18 protein-coding genes are annotated in these 15160 nt (G+C 55.0%); 5 read left to right on the top strand and 13 right to left on the bottom strand.

Going from position 1 to position 15160, the window contains the following annotated elements; genetic code table 11:
- Nucleotides 1-14: 14 nt before the first annotated feature.
- The 11 genes from ACJJIF_RS21705 to ACJJIF_RS21655 all read right to left on the bottom strand — a co-directional run bounded on the left by ACJJIF_RS21705 (nt 15) and on the right by ACJJIF_RS21655 (nt 8904).
- The gene (locus ACJJIF_RS21705; RefSeq protein WP_444930327.1) at nt 15-1361 is read right to left on the bottom strand and encodes an ATP-binding protein; all 1347 of its coding nucleotides are present in this window, start codon (nt 1359-1361) and stop codon (nt 15-17) included.
- Nucleotides 1362-1378: 17 nt separating this feature from the next.
- The gene (locus ACJJIF_RS21700) at nt 1379-2053 is read right to left on the bottom strand and encodes a response regulator transcription factor (RefSeq protein WP_444930326.1); all 675 of its coding nucleotides are present in this window, start codon (nt 2051-2053) and stop codon (nt 1379-1381) included.
- Nucleotides 2054-2087: 34 nt separating this feature from the next.
- On the bottom strand, nt 2088-2405 hold the full coding sequence (locus ACJJIF_RS21695) for a PepSY domain-containing protein (protein WP_444930325.1): 318 nt from the start codon (nt 2403-2405) through the stop codon (nt 2088-2090).
- A 65-nt stretch (nt 2406-2470) separates the two neighbouring features.
- Complete coding sequence (locus ACJJIF_RS21690) at nt 2471-3025, bottom strand: glycine zipper 2TM domain-containing protein (protein WP_444930324.1); 555 nt, start codon at nt 3023-3025, stop codon at nt 2471-2473.
- A gap of 76 nt (nt 3026-3101) precedes the next feature.
- Nucleotides 3102-3677 carry a DUF3106 domain-containing protein gene (locus ACJJIF_RS21685; RefSeq protein ID WP_444930323.1) on the bottom strand — a complete coding sequence of 192 codons (576 nt, stop codon included), beginning with the start codon at nt 3675-3677 and terminating at the stop codon, nt 3102-3104.
- A 212-nt stretch (nt 3678-3889) separates the two neighbouring features.
- Nucleotides 3890-4273, bottom strand: coding sequence for a hypothetical protein (locus tag ACJJIF_RS21680; RefSeq protein WP_444930322.1), 384 nt, complete (start codon nt 4271-4273; stop codon nt 3890-3892).
- Nucleotides 4270-4794: an RNA polymerase sigma factor gene (locus ACJJIF_RS21675; protein WP_444930321.1), complete on the bottom strand. Its 525-nt coding sequence runs from the start codon at nt 4792-4794 to the stop codon at nt 4270-4272. Before ACJJIF_RS21675 ends, ACJJIF_RS21680 begins: the two co-directional genes overlap by 4 nt.
- A 347-nt stretch (nt 4795-5141) precedes the next feature.
- The gene (locus tag ACJJIF_RS21670; RefSeq protein ID WP_444930320.1) at nt 5142-5546 is read right to left on the bottom strand and encodes a hypothetical protein; all 405 of its coding nucleotides are present in this window, start codon (nt 5544-5546) and stop codon (nt 5142-5144) included.
- Between the two features lie 129 nt (nt 5547-5675).
- Nucleotides 5676-7040 (bottom strand): L-cystine transporter, encoded by a 1365-nt coding sequence (locus ACJJIF_RS21665; protein ID WP_444930319.1) that lies wholly within the window; start codon nt 7038-7040, stop codon nt 5676-5678.
- Nucleotides 7041-7121: 81 nt separating this feature from the next.
- A complete protein-coding gene (locus tag ACJJIF_RS21660; RefSeq protein ID WP_444930318.1) occupies nt 7122-7604 on the bottom strand; it encodes a TlpA family protein disulfide reductase in 483 nt (160 codons plus the stop codon).
- Entirely contained in the window at nt 7501-8904 is a 1404-nt protein-coding gene (locus ACJJIF_RS21655; protein WP_444930317.1) for a YihY family inner membrane protein, read from the bottom strand. The genes ACJJIF_RS21660 and ACJJIF_RS21655 overlap by 104 nt, the downstream gene beginning before the upstream one ends.
- Before the next feature lie 167 nt (nt 8905-9071).
- Between ACJJIF_RS21655 and arsC the strand changes: the two genes are divergently transcribed.
- The 4 genes from arsC to sppA all read left to right on the top strand — a co-directional run bounded on the left by arsC (nt 9072) and on the right by sppA (nt 12348).
- Nucleotides 9072-9419, top strand: coding sequence for an arsenate reductase (glutaredoxin) (gene arsC, locus ACJJIF_RS21650; RefSeq protein WP_444930316.1), 348 nt, complete (start codon nt 9072-9074; stop codon nt 9417-9419).
- Entirely contained in the window at nt 9419-10039 is a 621-nt protein-coding gene (gene wrbA / locus ACJJIF_RS21645) for an NAD(P)H:quinone oxidoreductase (RefSeq protein WP_444930315.1), read from the top strand. Before arsC ends, wrbA begins: the two co-directional genes overlap by 1 nt.
- Nucleotides 10040-10049: 10 nt before the next feature.
- Nucleotides 10050-10397 (top strand): DUF2069 domain-containing protein, encoded by a 348-nt coding sequence (locus ACJJIF_RS21640; RefSeq protein ID WP_444930314.1) that lies wholly within the window; start codon nt 10050-10052, stop codon nt 10395-10397.
- A gap of 85 nt (nt 10398-10482) precedes the next feature.
- On the top strand, nt 10483-12348 hold the full coding sequence (gene sppA / locus ACJJIF_RS21635; protein WP_444930313.1) for a signal peptide peptidase SppA: 1866 nt from the start codon (nt 10483-10485) through the stop codon (nt 12346-12348).
- A 151-nt stretch (nt 12349-12499) separates the two neighbouring features.
- Here the strand turns inward: sppA and ACJJIF_RS21630 are convergent, their stop codons facing one another.
- Nucleotides 12500-12847: a transposase gene (locus ACJJIF_RS21630; RefSeq protein ID WP_444930312.1), complete on the bottom strand. Its 348-nt coding sequence runs from the start codon at nt 12845-12847 to the stop codon at nt 12500-12502.
- Between the two features lie 228 nt (nt 12848-13075).
- Here ACJJIF_RS21630 and ACJJIF_RS21625 point away from each other — a divergent pair, with 228 nt between their 5' ends.
- Nucleotides 13076-13411 (top strand): hypothetical protein, encoded by a 336-nt coding sequence (locus ACJJIF_RS21625; RefSeq protein WP_444930311.1) that lies wholly within the window; start codon nt 13076-13078, stop codon nt 13409-13411.
- Between the two features lie 528 nt (nt 13412-13939).
- Here ACJJIF_RS21625 and ACJJIF_RS21620 read toward each other — a convergent pair.
- On the bottom strand, nt 13940-15136 hold the full coding sequence (locus ACJJIF_RS21620; RefSeq protein WP_444930310.1) for an MFS transporter: 1197 nt from the start codon (nt 15134-15136) through the stop codon (nt 13940-13942).
- Nucleotides 15137-15160 lie beyond the last annotated feature (24 nt).

The following is a 15160-nucleotide window of genomic DNA, read 5'->3' as shown; positions in this document are numbered from 1 at the left end:
CCACAAAGCGGAAATTACAGCTGTACTGTAATTTCCGTGCCTCCCGATGACAGAGGGGCTGCTCGGATCTGCCCCTCATAACTCTCAACAATATCAACCACTACGGCGAGGCCAATCCCCTGCCCGGGCTGCTGCTCATCGGCGCGCACCCCCCGCTGCGTAACCGCCTGCCACTTTTCGCTATCGAGACCGGGGCCGTTGTCACTGACCCGAATAGACAGCTTGCGACCATCCGGCATATTTTCAATGGAAACCGCCAGCTTCCCGTCACCGTACTTATAGGCGTTATCCAGCAAATTCCCCAGGACCTCCATCAGGTCGCCCTCATCGCCGTAAAACAGGGCATTTTTATCACAAAAGCTCTCAACCTCGCTCGGCTTGCTGCGATACACCTTTTCCAGGGCATCCAGGATTTTATCCAGCAGTGGCGCCACCGCTGTTCCCCGGATAATGGATTTTGGCGAGCTGGTTACCGCCCGTTGCAACTGATAGCTGATAATACTGTCCATCCGCTGCACCTGATCCGTCAACGTTTTGCCGACAGCACCTGACTCCCCGGAAAAGTGAAGCCCCTTTAAAACGGCCAGCGGTGTTTTCAAACTGTGGGCCAGATCGGCCAGGGTGTGCCGGGTTTTCTCTCGCTGGCGCCGCTCATTCTCAATTAATAGATTTAAGTTATCGGTCAGCGGGCGCAGCTCCCGTGGAAAATCCCCCTCCAGCCGATCGGCACCGCCGCGCTGCATATCCTGAAGGGCACAGGCCAAAGCCGTTAGCGGCGCAAACCCCCAGCGTAAAACCAGCCACTGGGCGAAAATTAATAGCAGCGCCCCCACCCCCAGCCAGCGCCACATGGTCGAGCGAAACTGCTCCACTTGAGCCTGCAGCGGAGCGGCATCCTCAAGTACCGCAAAGGTAAATAAATTCTCGCCCTCCAGGCCCCAGGCAACTCCCTGGCGGAAGCTGCTGTAGCGCTCCTCTTGCCCCGGAACCGATACCTGCGAATAGGACTCCTGCCCCTGCGACAGCGGATAAAACTCCAACTGTGGCATTGCCAGGGCCGACTCCGAACGCCAGATAATCTCACCCTCGCGGTCGATAACGGCCCCCACCAGGCCGGAGTCCGGTTGGTTGAAGCGTTGCTCCGGTAGATTAGACGGGAGAATTAGGCTGTTGCCCTCGGGTTCGGCAACCGCCAGCAGGGTGTAGATATAAAGCTGCAACTCCCTGTGCTTGGCTTCATCCAGTGAGGTTCGATAAGCGTGCTCAAGCACCCCGGAAATCAGCAGAATAAAGCCGACCAACACAAGACTGGTCACCAGCGCCAGGCGGCCTTTCAAGGAGGCTAGAAGATAGGAGATCAAGGGTAACCCCGCGAGCTTCACTGGGGTATCACAAAGCGATAGCCGCGCCCGCGCAGGGTCTCGATAGGCTTGAGTTGGGCCGCCACATCGATTTTCTTGCGCAGGCGACCGATAAACACTTCTATTACATTGCTGTCCCTGTCACAGTCCTGCTCGTAAATATGTTCTGTCAGGGTCGTTTTCGATACCACTTCATCTGGATGCAACATCAGGTACTCAAGCACCTTGTATTCAAACGAGGTCAGCTCCAACTCGACATCGTCTACGCTGACCCGCTGTGCACTGGTATCCAGAACAATAGGACCCGCTTTAATCGTCGGTGATGAAAAGCCTGCGGAACGGCGCACCAGGGCATTCAGCCGCGCGAGTAACTCCTCGGTGTGGAAAGGTTTTACCAGGTAGTCGTCCCCGCCCGCTTCCAGGCCAGAGACCCGCTCCTGCCAGTGGCCCCGAGCGGTTAAAATCAAAATGGGGAAGTGCTTGTCTTCCCGGCGCAGTGTTTCAATCACCTGGATACCGTCCATTTTCGGCAGTCCCAGGTCCATCACGGCAACATCGTAGGGGTATTCCCGCCCCAGATAGAGTGCCTCCTCCCCGTCGGGGGCTTCGTCAACGGTGTACCCCGCCGTGCGCAGGGACTCCGCCAGCTGTTGCCGCAACAGGGATTCATCTTCAACTAATAGTGCGCGCATAGAACTTACCTTATTACTGCTCGCAATTATTCTTTCAGCGGGAGATATTGCCGCTCTGCTTATCTACAAAGACGACATAGACTTGGCTTTTGGCCGATAGCCCCTTCACCCGATACACCGCTCGCCCCTTTTTTTTGCTCTCAGTAATGGCGAGAATTTTTCCACCAAAGCGCTTCTTCACCAGTGCAGCCGCCCGGTCTTTTGAAATTTGGCCGCCTTGAACACGCAGAAAGAAGGGCTTTAAGCTCTCGCGTTCATAGGCGGAGTGGCTGTGTACCGAGGCGCTACCAAGCGCCGGTAAAAATACAGCAACAACAGTCAATAAGCCCACTAAGGTACGATTCAGTTTCACGGTGCGGCTCCTGTGGATATCCAACTTTCCACCCTATTAAAACTCACTGCCGCCCTCAAGCCAGCTCAAGGCGCCGGCGATACTGCGACACGAACCCGGATTCTATCGCCCGGATGATGGTCAGTGCGAGTCAAGTAAACCTGACCATTATACCGATAGCGTACATCGTATCCGACTAATTCCCGTCTCGTAGAGTATTGATCCACAACCTGGCAACGGGACTCGGTCGCGTAGTGGACGGGGGCATTGGCACGGCTGATCTGGTTGCCGACCAGTGCACCCACTAGGGCGCCCGCAACTGTCGCCCCCCCACGATGGTGGCTGTGGTGGCGCCCGCGATGACCGTGATCGCCCAGGTTATTGCCGATTGCCGCGCCAATCAGCCCGCCGACAACTGTGCCTGCCGGGGAGGTCGGGGCGCGATAGGCAACCTGCTCGTCACGGCACTGGGTCGTGGGAGTGATCACCTGAACATCGGTGTAGACAGGGATAACCTCGGTAACTCGCGCATAGTCATAGCCATCGGCAGCATACCCCTGGGGGCCGGCATTCGCCGTAGAACTGAGACCCACCAATGCCGCAACTGCCACACCTGCGATAAGCTGTTTGTAAGGTTGCACGATTAATCTCCCGCTAGTCATCAATGACAGCTAGATTACTCAAAATGATCTGAATAGAGGCTGAACTGGGGGGCCTCTAGCTTAAAGTATCAGCGCTTACTTCATCCTCTGGCCGCTCGGCATCGCCCCGGCGCCCCCTCCGGCGAGTCTCCTCAGACCGGCGACCCCTTTCCTGCTCCCGCCGGGGCCGATCTCCTCTCCTCCGCTCCCCTCTCGGGCGATCTTGTCTCAACCGCTCTCCCCTTAAGCGCTCCTCTCTCAAGCGCTCTCTTCTACTCTTTTCGCCCCTCGACCTCTCCCCGCTGGCCCTATTGCCCCTGGCTTCACGCCAACGCTCTCGCATCTGCTCACGCTGCTCGGGTGACATTTGCCGGTACTTTTGCCGCGCCTCGCGAATACTGTTACGCCGCTCTTCCGGTAGTTCGCGGTACTGCCGGTAGGATTCCCGCAGCTGATTGCGACGCTCTTGGGGCAGAGACTGCCACTTTTCGTACTGCTCGCGGGCGTTGTTGCGCTGCTCAGAACTCATTGAGTTCCAGCGACGCGCCCCCCGCAGCAGCCGGTCCTGCTGAGTTTCCGACAGGCTCGACCAGCGCTGCTCCGCACTCTGGAGCAACTGCCGTTCACTCTCACTGAGGCTGTCCCACGCCACGGACCAAACCTTATTAGTACAGAGGCACAAGGCTACTAGCAGGCAAAACTTAATCAGAGAGGACGCAGTATTAATCATGCCCACCCCCCGACCAGGTATCTCTGACATCAGTTTCTTTGTGTGGCGGGACGGGCCCTTGAGTGGGCTCGGGCGCGTCGGCCCAACTGGCAGCGGCACAGCAAAGCGCAGTCATCAGTGCGATGAATAACACACTACAAAGAGTGGCCATCCAGTTCCTCCGCCAACCAATGATAAAATTCCATATCCTCAATCACCTCAATATCCATATCTTCATCCAGCAACCAGTCGCCACCCACGAATAACTCAGTGGGGTAATCACTATCAACAACCGGACTAGGCCACCAAAGCACCAGCAAAACTATTGCAGAGGCCGCTGCCAGCGAAAAATAGGGATATAGAGAACTGAGAGAATAGCGCCGCGCTTTAATACTTTGTGTTTGCGCCGCAGTGCGGATATTGCGCAGCCTCGCCAGCGTCTCCTTGTCGAGGGACTCCTCCCTGCACACAACAGCTGCACTGGCTGCTTCAAGCAAGCGTTGGTTATCAGTCGATGAACAGTTGCTGGAACTTGTCATTCCATCGCCTCCAGGTGAACACGCAAACTGCGCAATGCGCGCGATAGATGGGTTTTCACACTACCCTCACTACAAGACATAGCCGTTGCTGTCTCACTGACATCAAAGCCTTCGACACAGCGCAGTAAAAAAGCCTGCTGCTGACGCAGAGGTAACTTTTCAATAGCGTGATCAATGGCTCTTATCGTGCGTTCAGCCACCAGCTCGCTGTGGGGACTGCGGCCATTGGGATCTGGAAACTCGTATAGATCCCACTCTTCCTCATCACTGCTGCCCGGGAGCTTATCCTTCAGCAGCTGCCAGCGGGATAGATTTTTTTTGCGTCTATGCCAGTCGGTAATACGATTGTTGAGAATGGTAAAAAATAGCGGGCGCCACTCAGCCCGATCCCGGGCGCTATAGCTTTTAACCAGCGACAGCATAGAATCCTGAACGATATCCAGCGCATCATCACGGTTCCCTACAGCAAATTTCGCCATAGTGAATGCCCGCTTTTCCACCGAGGCGAGAAACTGATCCATAAAAGCCGATTGAGGTCCCTTTGCCAGGATGGAAGCTTGCTGCGGCTATTGGGAAGCCTCTAAATAATTCCGTGATGCTTTTCGTTGTCAGCGTGATCACAATCAATGCGCAACTTCACGGAAGCACCCAGCCTCCCCAGAAGTAACAACACAGAGTGTGAGCGCTGTGCCCCCATAGAACGGGCTTCGAAGGCCACAGCTACTGTGCTGCAACAGGCCTAGCCACTCACAGCAAGCCGCGCATAACATCTACAGCCGTCAAGGCCCGCAGAGAGAGTACAGAATTATTCAGAGGCACCTTCGTTCGCCGCAACTCACAAGATAATGCCAGTTAGCACCAGCAGCGATTAGTCGTTATTGCTCTCGCTCACTTCGTGGTGGTGCTCCTTTCTCCGCTCATGGCGATCGTATCGGTTATCTATACGCTCACCTTTTTTATCCAGGTGCTCGTTGATTTTTTCGCCTTTATTATCCAGGTGGTTATCGATGCGATCCCCTTTCCGGTCTAAATGCGCGGCCAACTTCTCCTTGCCGTTGGCGGCAGCCCGCTCAGAGCGGCGGTCCAGACGTTCATTAATACGATCGCCCTTCTCATCGAGGCGATTCTCGATACGATCACCCTTTCGGTCGAGGCGATTCTCAATATGGTCGCCGTGATCATGCCCATCCGCCCCACTGCCAGTTTCTGCCAGTGATGTAAGCGGAAAAATAAGGCTCGCCGTTAACAGTGATAGCCCTATCAGCTTTGTCATAGATTGCTCCTGTTCGGGGAATAACAACAGTCCAAACGATAAGTGTCTGAGATTAAAACGCCGCTTTGCCCAGTTGGTTGACAGCTGCCGCGATTATGTCGGCAGCTCCGGGAAAATCCCAAATCTACCCTAGCCCTCGACAACCTCAGGGCCGGGCACTTCGTCGCCAAGCCAGCGCTGGGTCAGTGTGCCCGCAGTCATGGCCCCATTTACATTCAGCGCTGTGCGCGCCATATCAATAAGGGGCTCAACGGAGATAAGCAGGGCCGCGATAGTGACCGGCAAACCCATCGCCGGCAGTACCACCAGAGCGGCAAAGGTAGCGCCACCGCCAACACCGGCAATACCGAAAGAGCTGATCACGACCACCGCCACTAAAGTCGCCAGCCACACCGGGTCCCACACATTGATCCCCATGGGCACCGCCACCATGACCGCCAACATCGCCGGATAGATCCCCGCGCAACCATTTTGACCAATGGTGGCACCGAAAGACGCAGAGAAATTGGCAATAGCCGGGGAGGTGCGCAACTGCTCTACCTGGGTCTCCACATTCAGGGGAATAGTGGCGGCGCTGGAGCGGGAGCTGAAAGCAAACACCAATACCGGCCACACCTTGGTGAAGTAGTGGAGCGGGTTAATACCGCCAATCAACAGCAGCAGGCCGTGAACTAAAAACATCAGGCCAATCGCGGTAAAAGACGCGAGCACAAACCCCAGTAAATTGAGAATATCTCCCATACTGGATTTTGCGATCAGGCCCGTGACCAGGGCCAGCACCCCATAGGGTGTAAAAGCCATCACCAGGCGTACCAGCTTCATGACCCAGACCTGAGCCACATGCACGAAACGCTCGATCGCCGCGCCCTCTTCGGGAAATTCACGGCGCACCGCCAGCGCGGCCAACCCCAGAAGCACCGCAAATATCACTACGGCAATCACAGAGGTGGAGCGGGCGCCGGTCAGATCCAGAAAAATATTGCGCGGCACAAAAGAGGTAATAATCTCAGGAATGGAAAGGTCGCTGACCCGGCCAATGCGCTCATTGAGCACTTCCACCCGCGCCGCCTCCCTGGAACCCTCCACCAGGCCCGCCGCAGACAGCCCAAACAACTCGGCCATTGCCACCCCAATCAGGGCCGCTACTGCCGTCGTTCCTAAAAGTACCCCTATCACTGAGATGCTGATTTTACCCAAGGCCTGTGTGTGACTGACTTTGACTACGGCCACTAATATGGAGGTCAACACCAGGGGCATCACCAGTAGGTACAGCAGGTTAACGTAGCTGTCTCCGATCATCTCAATCCAGGGTATGACCTCTGCGGGTAGCGCCCCCCAGCCCCGGGACAACTGCAAAGTGCCCCCAAAGATAACCCCGAGAAGCAAGCCCGCCAATACAGCCGGCGCGAGGGTGTCACGACTTTTCTGCCAGCGAAAAAGTCCGTACAGAAAAACAACAAATAAAAGCAGGAAGGCAAGTGAACTAATATGCATAGGGTCTGGGTCCCACCGGGAACAAAAGGGAAAGTGGCGGCATGCTATCAGCGATCCGCCACAACCCGATAGATAGGTTAGTTATAGTTTTAGAGCCGTGATAAAATCGTCTCTTTCCTGTGGCCCTATCAAGGTTTTTTGCCAGCGCCCATCGGCACCAATGATAAATGTAGAGGGCAGTACCGCCGGCTTATCTTGCCCCCAGCGCCCCTGCGGCTCAGCTGTCAGCACGGGAAAAGTAATACCGAGCTTGTCCGCCTGCTGCTGTATTTCAGCTGCGGGTAAATTATCAAAGTTAACCCCGATAACAACAATGTTATCACTGCTGTGCGCCAACTGGTTCAGTACCGGAACCTCCTCCCGACAGGGCTTGCACCACTCAGCCCAGTAATTCACCAGCAAAACTTTCCCGGATATATCCAGCGACTCCCCCGCAATCGTTTGCAGGGGCTTGGGGTCTTTAACGCAGGCGCTTATTGCGCACACCAACAAAAGAAAGATTGCCTTTGCCGCTCTCTCCGTCCCCTGCTTTATTTCCCTCTTCAGCGCCACTATCACCCCCATTTTCAACCTTAGTTTGCCCTTCATCGGCCCCGCCATCATAACCCAAGCCAGTGGGTCTATTTTCATTGTCCCACTGCTCGGCCTCCAGGAACAGCGCCCCGACCGTAATCCCCAACTGCTCCCGGGTAGACTCTCTGGCATTGGCAAAACGCTGCTCCACCTCGACATACCAGGGCAATCCATCCAAGTTTACGGGAATGCCACTGGGCATCCACTCCTCGCTCAGCCAGCTGGCCAATTCCACCAGAGAAACACTATTTAAGTCTCTCAGCAGTACATAATCATTGCGATCGGTCTGAGTGATCATCCGATTGGTTTGAAGAATGTTTCGCAGTTTCCGCCACTGGGCAAACTTGATTCCCATCCGGGAAATATCCCGCTCGCGCAACGGCCTCCCCTGCGCGCACTTTCTGTACATTTGCCAGAGAACAATAAGGATCGCAACCAGATCCGAGTGCTCCCGCTCCTGGGTCGCGGCCTGGTAAACAGCCAGTGTGCGCACCAGCACACAGCCGGCCAATACCAGTATCCACATCAGATAGATCCAAAGCAGAAACAGGGGAACAACGGCAAAAGCCCCATAGATGGCCTGAACCGAACTGCGCGCGACCAGCACACCGAATAGGTACTTCATAATCTCAAAGGCAACCGAGATTATGATGCCGCCCTCAATACCGTGACGCAGTGGTACATTGCAGTTGGGCACGGCAATAAACAGCAGGGTAAAAACAATGGTGCTGAAAATAAATGGCAGAACCCTGAGCAGTAGCGACGTCACCTCAAAGGAGTCAGCCCCGCCCAGAAATAACTTTTGTGAAAAAAGATAAGTGCTCGTCGCCAGGCCGGCCCCCAACAAAATCGGGCCGAGACTCAAAATCGCCCAGTACAAAAGGAAGCTGGAAACTCCACTGCGCCCCTTTGGCACATCCCAGATAGCGTTAAAGGTCTCTTCGATACCGCGCAGGGTCAAACCCGCAGTGACAATCAGCATCCCAATACCCACTCCGGTCAAACGCTGCGCCTGCTCGGAAAAGCTGCTGATATATTTCTGAATCTCCTGCCCGCTCTGAGGCAGAAAGTGGGAAAACAGCTGCTCCTGAAGCTTGCTCTGCAAGCCGGCAAAATCGGGAAACAGAGACAGCATGGCGTAGCTGACCGTCACCAGGGGCACTATGCCAAACAGGGTCAGATAGGTGAGGGCGGCAGCGTTCTGCCGGCAATCCTTTTCATTGAACAACTTCCACAGCGACATCGCAAAGCGCAGCCAGCGATTTCCCCAGTCCTTCACCATACTTTTCATTGCGATCCCTCTATATCTGGACAATCCCCACCGGCGGCAGTATTACTACTCCCAAATAGGGAGACTCTGAGCCCCCCATAGAGCCTGGGGAATTATTCAGATACGCCTTAGAACTCCACAAGCGTCTTCGGTTAGAATACGCCAAACAGTAACAGGATGCCGCCACAATGTGGACGATTTACCACAACCCCCGCTGCTCAAAATCTCGCCAAACCCTGCAATTGTTACAGGATAATGGTATCGAGCCCGAAGTCGTGCTCTACCTGCAAACGCCACTCTCTGCCGAGGATATCCAACAGCAGTTGCTGCACAAACTGGGCATTGATGCACGGCAGTTATTGCGTACCGGCGAAGAGCCGTACAAGCAGCTGGAGCTGAAAAACAAAGATCTGACCGAGGCCCAGCTTATTGAGGCCATGGCTCAGAATCCGATCTTGATCCAGCGCCCGATCGTGGTAAAAGACGACAAAGCCGTGATTGGGCGCCCGCCGGAAAATGTGCTGGAGCTGATCTGATGAATCGGGACAACCAAGGCTATGTCCTGATCCTCTACTACAGCCGCTCTGGCGCCACAGCGCGCATGACTGCCGAGCTGGCGCGCGGCGTAGAGGCCAGCGGAATCAGCGCTCGCCTGCGCACCGTGCCCAGCGTATCGCCCGACACCGAAGCGAGCGAGCCGCCAATCCCGCGCGAAGGCGCCCCCTACTGTACAATGGAAGACCTGCGCAACTGCTCCGGCCTACTGCTGGGCAGCCCCACCCGCTTTGGTAACATGGCCTCGCCACTGCGCCACTTCCTCGACCAGACCAGTGATATTTGGCTCGATGGCAGTCTTACCGGTAAGCCCGCTGCGGTATTTACCGCCACCGGCAGCCTGCACGGCGGCCAGGAAACTACCTTAGTTTCCATGATGCTTCCCCTACTACACCACGGCATGGTCATCGCCGGTATCCCGTATTCCGAGGCCGCCCTGATGCGCACCCGCACTGGCGGTACTCCCTACGGGGCCTCGCACTGGTCCGGCGAGCACGCCACCTCGCTGTCCGAGGATGAGGTCGCCCTGTGCCGAGCACTGGGCAAACGGGTCGGCAACCTGGCCAAGACCCTGGAAAATGCGCCAGGCGCAGAGAACTAGAGGACAAAGTGTGAACGATTCCGTACAGCGCAAACTCAAGATAGCGCTGCGAGTTAACTGGATTTGCTATATCGGTATGCTGTTGCTGTTTGCGGCCTGGAACCTATTCCTCGAAGGCGGCTCCGTTTTCCTGTGGTGCTTGCAGACCATACCTCTACTGCTGGTACTGCCGGGGTTGATCAAGCAGCACTACCGCAGCTACCTGTGGCTCTGCTTTATCCTTTTGCTATATATCACCGCCAGTATTGTCGATGTAATGATGCCTACACGCGGCTGGCAGGATGGCGTACTGGTAGCCCTTAGCCTTATCCTATTCTTTTCTTCAATGATGAGCAGCCGCTGGCATCGCTTGCAGTAACCCCCGCCGCAGCTCATATCGCTTATGATTTCGCGACAAATAAGTAGAGATTACTTGCCCTCAGCGCACTAAGGAGTTTTGAGGTTTGACTGATTCATCTGATGAGAAAGGATTTTTCCGGCGTTTTTTTGCCGCCATTGGCGGCTCCATCACCTGGCTGAGGCGAGTGTTTACCAACCTGGTATTCCTTGTACTACTGGTGTTCATCGGCACTGCTCTTTTTAGCAAGGATGAACAGTTAGTGGTCCCTCAGGGCGCCGCCCTGCGGGTGGCCCCCAGCGGCTTCCTGGTGGATGAACTCAGTCAGCCCAGCGGCTTGCCGATTTTCCTCGGCGGCGCCCAGGGGCCGACCGAAGTCAGGGTGAAGGATCTTGTCGACGCGATCGATAGGGCTGCGCAAGACAAGCGCATTTCTGCACTGGTGCTAGAACTCGACCATATGATCGGTGGCAGCCTCAGCAAACTCGATGAGATTGGCGCCGCACTGCAACGCTTTAAGGCCGCCGACAAGCCCATTTACGCCGTGGGTGACAACTACACTCAGGCGCAGTATTTCCTCGCCAGCCACGCCGACAAGGTATACCTGAACCCAATGGGCTCGGTAATGCTCACCGGTTTTGGTCTCTACCGGAACTACTACAAGAGTGCGCTGGAGAAGCTCAAAGTCAACTTCCATGTCTTCCGCGTGGGCGACTACAAGGATTTTATCGAGCCCTATACCCGCGACGATATGTCTCCGGCCTCCCGTGAGAACAACCAGCGCTGGCTGCACGAACTCTGGAGCGAGTACACCGAACAGGTGACCGGCCTGCGCAATCTGCCCACAGAGAGCATCGACCTGTTTATCGACGAACTGCCCCTGAAGTTGCAACAGCACGAGGGCGACTGGGCGCGCACCGCTCTGGCCAATAAATTAGTCGATCAACTGGCCAGCCGCAATTTGGCCGTCCAGGAGTTGCGCGAGACTATTGGCGCAGATGAGAGCGACAAGCGCAACTACAAATCCATCGATGCCCTCACCTATTTGCGCAGCCAGAAACTGAGCGAAGTCGCGATCAAGAAAGAACCCAATCAGATCGCCCTGATCACTGCCAGCGGCTCGATTGTCGATGGCCGGGCGCCCGCCGGTAAAATTGGCAGCGAAAGCCTGGTAAAACTGATCGCCCAGGCACGCGAGAAGGAAGTCGATGCCCTGGTTTTACGCATCGATAGTGGCGGCGGCTCCGCCTTCGCTTCGGAGGCCATTCGACAGGAATTGCTCGCCACCCGCGAAGCCGATATCCCGGTAGTTGTCTCCATGGGCAGCCTGGCCGCATCCGGCGGCTATTGGATCGCCACCGGTGGCGATCGCATCTGGGCATCTCCCGCAACCCTGACAGGTTCTATCGGTGTATTTGGCGCCTTCCCCACATTCGAGGACTCTCTCGAAGCCCTGGGGATTTACACCGACGGCGTGGGCACCTCGGACCTGGCCGGCAGCATGCGCCTGGATCGCGCCCTGCCCGAGGCCGCAGCCAATATCCTGCAACAGGGCGTAGACAATACCTACACCAAATTTCTGAGGATTGTGGCCGAAGCCCGTGGCAGCACCCCCAAGGAAGTACACAAGATTGCCCAAGGCCAGGTCTGGACCGGGCGCGCAGCCAAAAATCTGGGGCTGGTCGATGATCTCGGCAATCTCAACGATGCCATTGCCGACGCCGCACAGCTTGCCGAAATCGAAGAGTACGACGTCATAGAGATCCAGCGCGAACTGACACCCGGTGAGAAGTTCCTGCGCGCCCTGAGCGACAATGTGGATGCCCGTATCGCCGCCAGCCTTGAGGAAAACCTACCTCTGGGGGCCTGGTTTAATAGCTTAAATCCGATTTTGGCACCCATCGGCGAGTTGCAGAGCTTCCGCGACCCACGCGGCCTCTACGTGCGCTGCCTCTCCTGTCTCGCACCCTAAGACCCCAAGGGCCATTACACTGCGCCGGCGCAATGCCGGCGCGGACGCCCATAGAACTTATGCGCGCACCTTTTATTACTTCCTGCATTCAACTCTGAAGTGCATCACCCTTTAGGCTGCTGCGGCAACCGTATATTCTCCCATTACCTGTTTAGGAGTTTTGTTGTAGAGACTGTGAATTCTCGTAAAGGGTACCGCCACGCCGCTTATCCACCCAGATATACAAGTAGATAGTTTCATAGCTAATTGACAGGCCTTCTTCCAGGTCTAACCAGCCGGAAACTTGTTCTGGGCTCCATTGTAACTTCAGCTTGCTTTCTATTAATGCAATAGTCTTGGGTAGTATCTTTATTGGTTTTCTTACCTGTCTGCGCCGCTCTTCAGCCATCTTTTGAGCTTGCTTATAGCGATAGCCTTTTTCGTCTCGGTTACGAGCAAGCTCTCTGCTGATCGTAGGCTGGCTAACACCGATTTCCCTGGCAATTGCCTCTGACTCCAATCACTTTTCTTTAGCACCCAAATCTGGCATCGTTGCTCTTCGGTCAGCTATCGGTAACGTTTTGTCATCACTTAATCTCTTGGCGGAGAAGAAGCGGCAGATGTTATCTTCAGCTGACCGTTCTTTTCCAGATGATTAACTGATGCACTTCAGAGTTGAATGCAGGTTATAAATAGCTCGTAGAATCAACACTAAAAATCCCACAAAAATCGCCAAGGAAGTCTAAAAATGAAAAGGATTCTAATATTGGCTGGCTTGATGCTAACGTCTCAGGCTAGCGTGGCCGCTGGATTCCACTATTGCACCGGAGAGGTAACTCGCATAGTAACCAGAGCTACAACAGAGGACACTAAACTAGCTATAAAAGGTATGAATGGATACGCCAAGCTTGGCTTTGGTGGCGATTCTTATGACAAAATGCACGACCGACAATTCAGCATGTTACTATCAGCTCAAATGTCAGGAAAGGAAGTGACACTCGAATTTGAAGACAACAGTATGGACTGTGATGATGACCACAATGATATTTTGATCCGATATGTCAGCATCAATCCTTCTGACTAAATTGATCGCGAATAGCCCCTGTAAGTTAATCATTAAATTTTTAGGGAACCTCTGAAAAATAACTTTCTAATTATGCATTAGATATCACATAAAAGAATGACTTTTTTCAGCCACCCCCCTAGATTTACATACGTATTTACCTCCATTTTCATCCCCTGAAATCCGCGCTTTACAGATTTCAGGGGCGCTATCCCCAGTGCAACAGATATTTTTCCTAACCCATCAGATGGCAAATCCAGTCTGCATACACAGGCGCTGAGTATTTTTCCTTAAACCTCGACAGCGGACTTTTCCATTTCCAAAAATATTTTTATATACCCGAATGGGTGCTCTATTTTTACCTTAATCTGCAATGTGTCATTCCACATCTTTAGAGTTCAACTCTTCGCGCTTTTCTACCCCAGCGTATCCCCCAGACTCACTTTTCTTCGCCATGCAGCAATTTACCTGTTGCAGTAATGTCATGCTCATTAGCGGCTGTTGTATCGATACATAAAAGGGCGCCACATTGCCATCAGGTTACCCAGCCTACACCTCGCTATCGGAAATTTTTACCTGCCGCAGGGCTCCGCTCAGAGCAACCAGGACGAAGGCCAATAGACTCAAGATTCCCGCCCACTGCAACGTAGCCAGCGGCGCGGCGACTTCGCTCAACACGCCCGCCACCAGCGCACCCAGCGCAGCCGAACCAAATAGGGCAAACTGGTAAATAGAAATAATGCGACTGCGATAATCTGCCGGCGCCAGCAGCTGCACTATGCCGCGCCCCAATCCCGCAGAGGCCGCTGCGACCGCGCCCCAACACAGGCACAGCAGGATCAAACCAAACTGAGTGGGCCCCAGACTGATGGCAATCAACAGCGCGGCACTATAGAGCAGGCACATCAAAATACCGCGCCCCGGTTCCTGCCCCTGCCCCCGCCTCAACATGGTCACCGTTGCGATTACCGTGCCCGCGACAAATGCCAATTGCAGCGTTGCGTAGTAGCCGGCACCACGGCCGTAATCCTCAGCCAGCAGCGGTAACACCACCAGGAAAACCCCGATATGCACAAAGCCATTAAAGGCCATCAATGCGGTCAACTCTCGCAGAACTGGATGCTTCCAAGCCTGGCCGAGGCCATCCAAAATCAGAGCGTGGGGTCGCTTTTCCGATACCGCTTGGCACGCCTGGGGCTGACGCAGAGACAAGAGCAGTAGCGAGGCCACCGATACAACCGCGATCTGTACCCCCAGTAGGTGCTGCAAGCCCCACTGATCGAAGCGGCTCGCCAGCAGCATACCCACCGCCTGGCCACCGTACTGTGCCAGCATCATCCAGGTAACCGTTTTTTGCACGCCCCGCTCGGTGGCCCGCCCCCTGCCATTGCGGGCGCTGCGCTGCACCAGGTTATCCCGCGCCGGCTGTAGAAAAGCGCTGCACACCCCCAGGCAAATACCGTAAATCATCAGGGTGGATAGGGTCAGAACATGGAAGGTGAAATACAACAACAGTGCGCTATGGCAAAGCGCCAGACCAAAGCAGGCCAGGGCCGATACCAGGGCCGGGTCTCGCCGATCCGCCAGAGCGCCGCCAAATAACAGAAACACCAGATTTGGCAGCAACACAGACGCCTGTATCCAGCCCAGCTGCAGGGCGGGAAGATCGACAATGGTCAGCGCAATCCAGGGCAGCAATATCACCTGTAGGCCGGTTGCCAGGGAGGTACCACTGTAGCCCAACAAAAATCTTTGCAAGCGGCTTGGCAT

It is taken from the genome of Microbulbifer regidiadema (SeqCode), from assembly GCF_052467605.1.
The sequence above is the reverse complement of the archived record's forward strand: the minus strand, read 5'-3'. Positions and strand labels throughout refer to the sequence as shown.

Coding starts and splice junctions, on each gene's coding strand:
- ACJJIF_RS21660 (WP_444930318.1), bottom strand. CDS start 7,604: ATGGGGGTGATAGTGGCGCTGAAGAGGGAAATAAAGCAGGGGACGGAG.
- ACJJIF_RS21680 (WP_444930322.1), bottom strand. CDS start 4,273: ATGACAAGTTCCAGCAACTGTTCATCGACTGATAACCAACGCTTGCTT.
- ACJJIF_RS21670 (WP_444930320.1), bottom strand. CDS start 5,546: ATGACAAAGCTGATAGGGCTATCACTGTTAACGGCGAGCCTTATTTTT.
- ACJJIF_RS21675 (WP_444930321.1), bottom strand. CDS start 4,794: ATGGATCAGTTTCTCGCCTCGGTGGAAAAGCGGGCATTCACTATGGCG.
- arsC (WP_444930316.1), top strand. CDS start 9,072: ATGTGGACGATTTACCACAACCCCCGCTGCTCAAAATCTCGCCAAACC.
- ACJJIF_RS21625 (WP_444930311.1), top strand. CDS start 13,076: ATGAAAAGGATTCTAATATTGGCTGGCTTGATGCTAACGTCTCAGGCT.
- wrbA (WP_444930315.1), top strand. CDS start 9,419: ATGAATCGGGACAACCAAGGCTATGTCCTGATCCTCTACTACAGCCGC.
- ACJJIF_RS21655 (WP_444930317.1), bottom strand. CDS start 8,904: ATGAAAAGTATGGTGAAGGACTGGGGAAATCGCTGGCTGCGCTTTGCG.
- ACJJIF_RS21665 (WP_444930319.1), bottom strand. CDS start 7,040: ATGCATATTAGTTCACTTGCCTTCCTGCTTTTATTTGTTGTTTTTCTG.
- ACJJIF_RS21700 (WP_444930326.1), bottom strand. CDS start 2,053: ATGCGCGCACTATTAGTTGAAGATGAATCCCTGTTGCGGCAACAGCTG.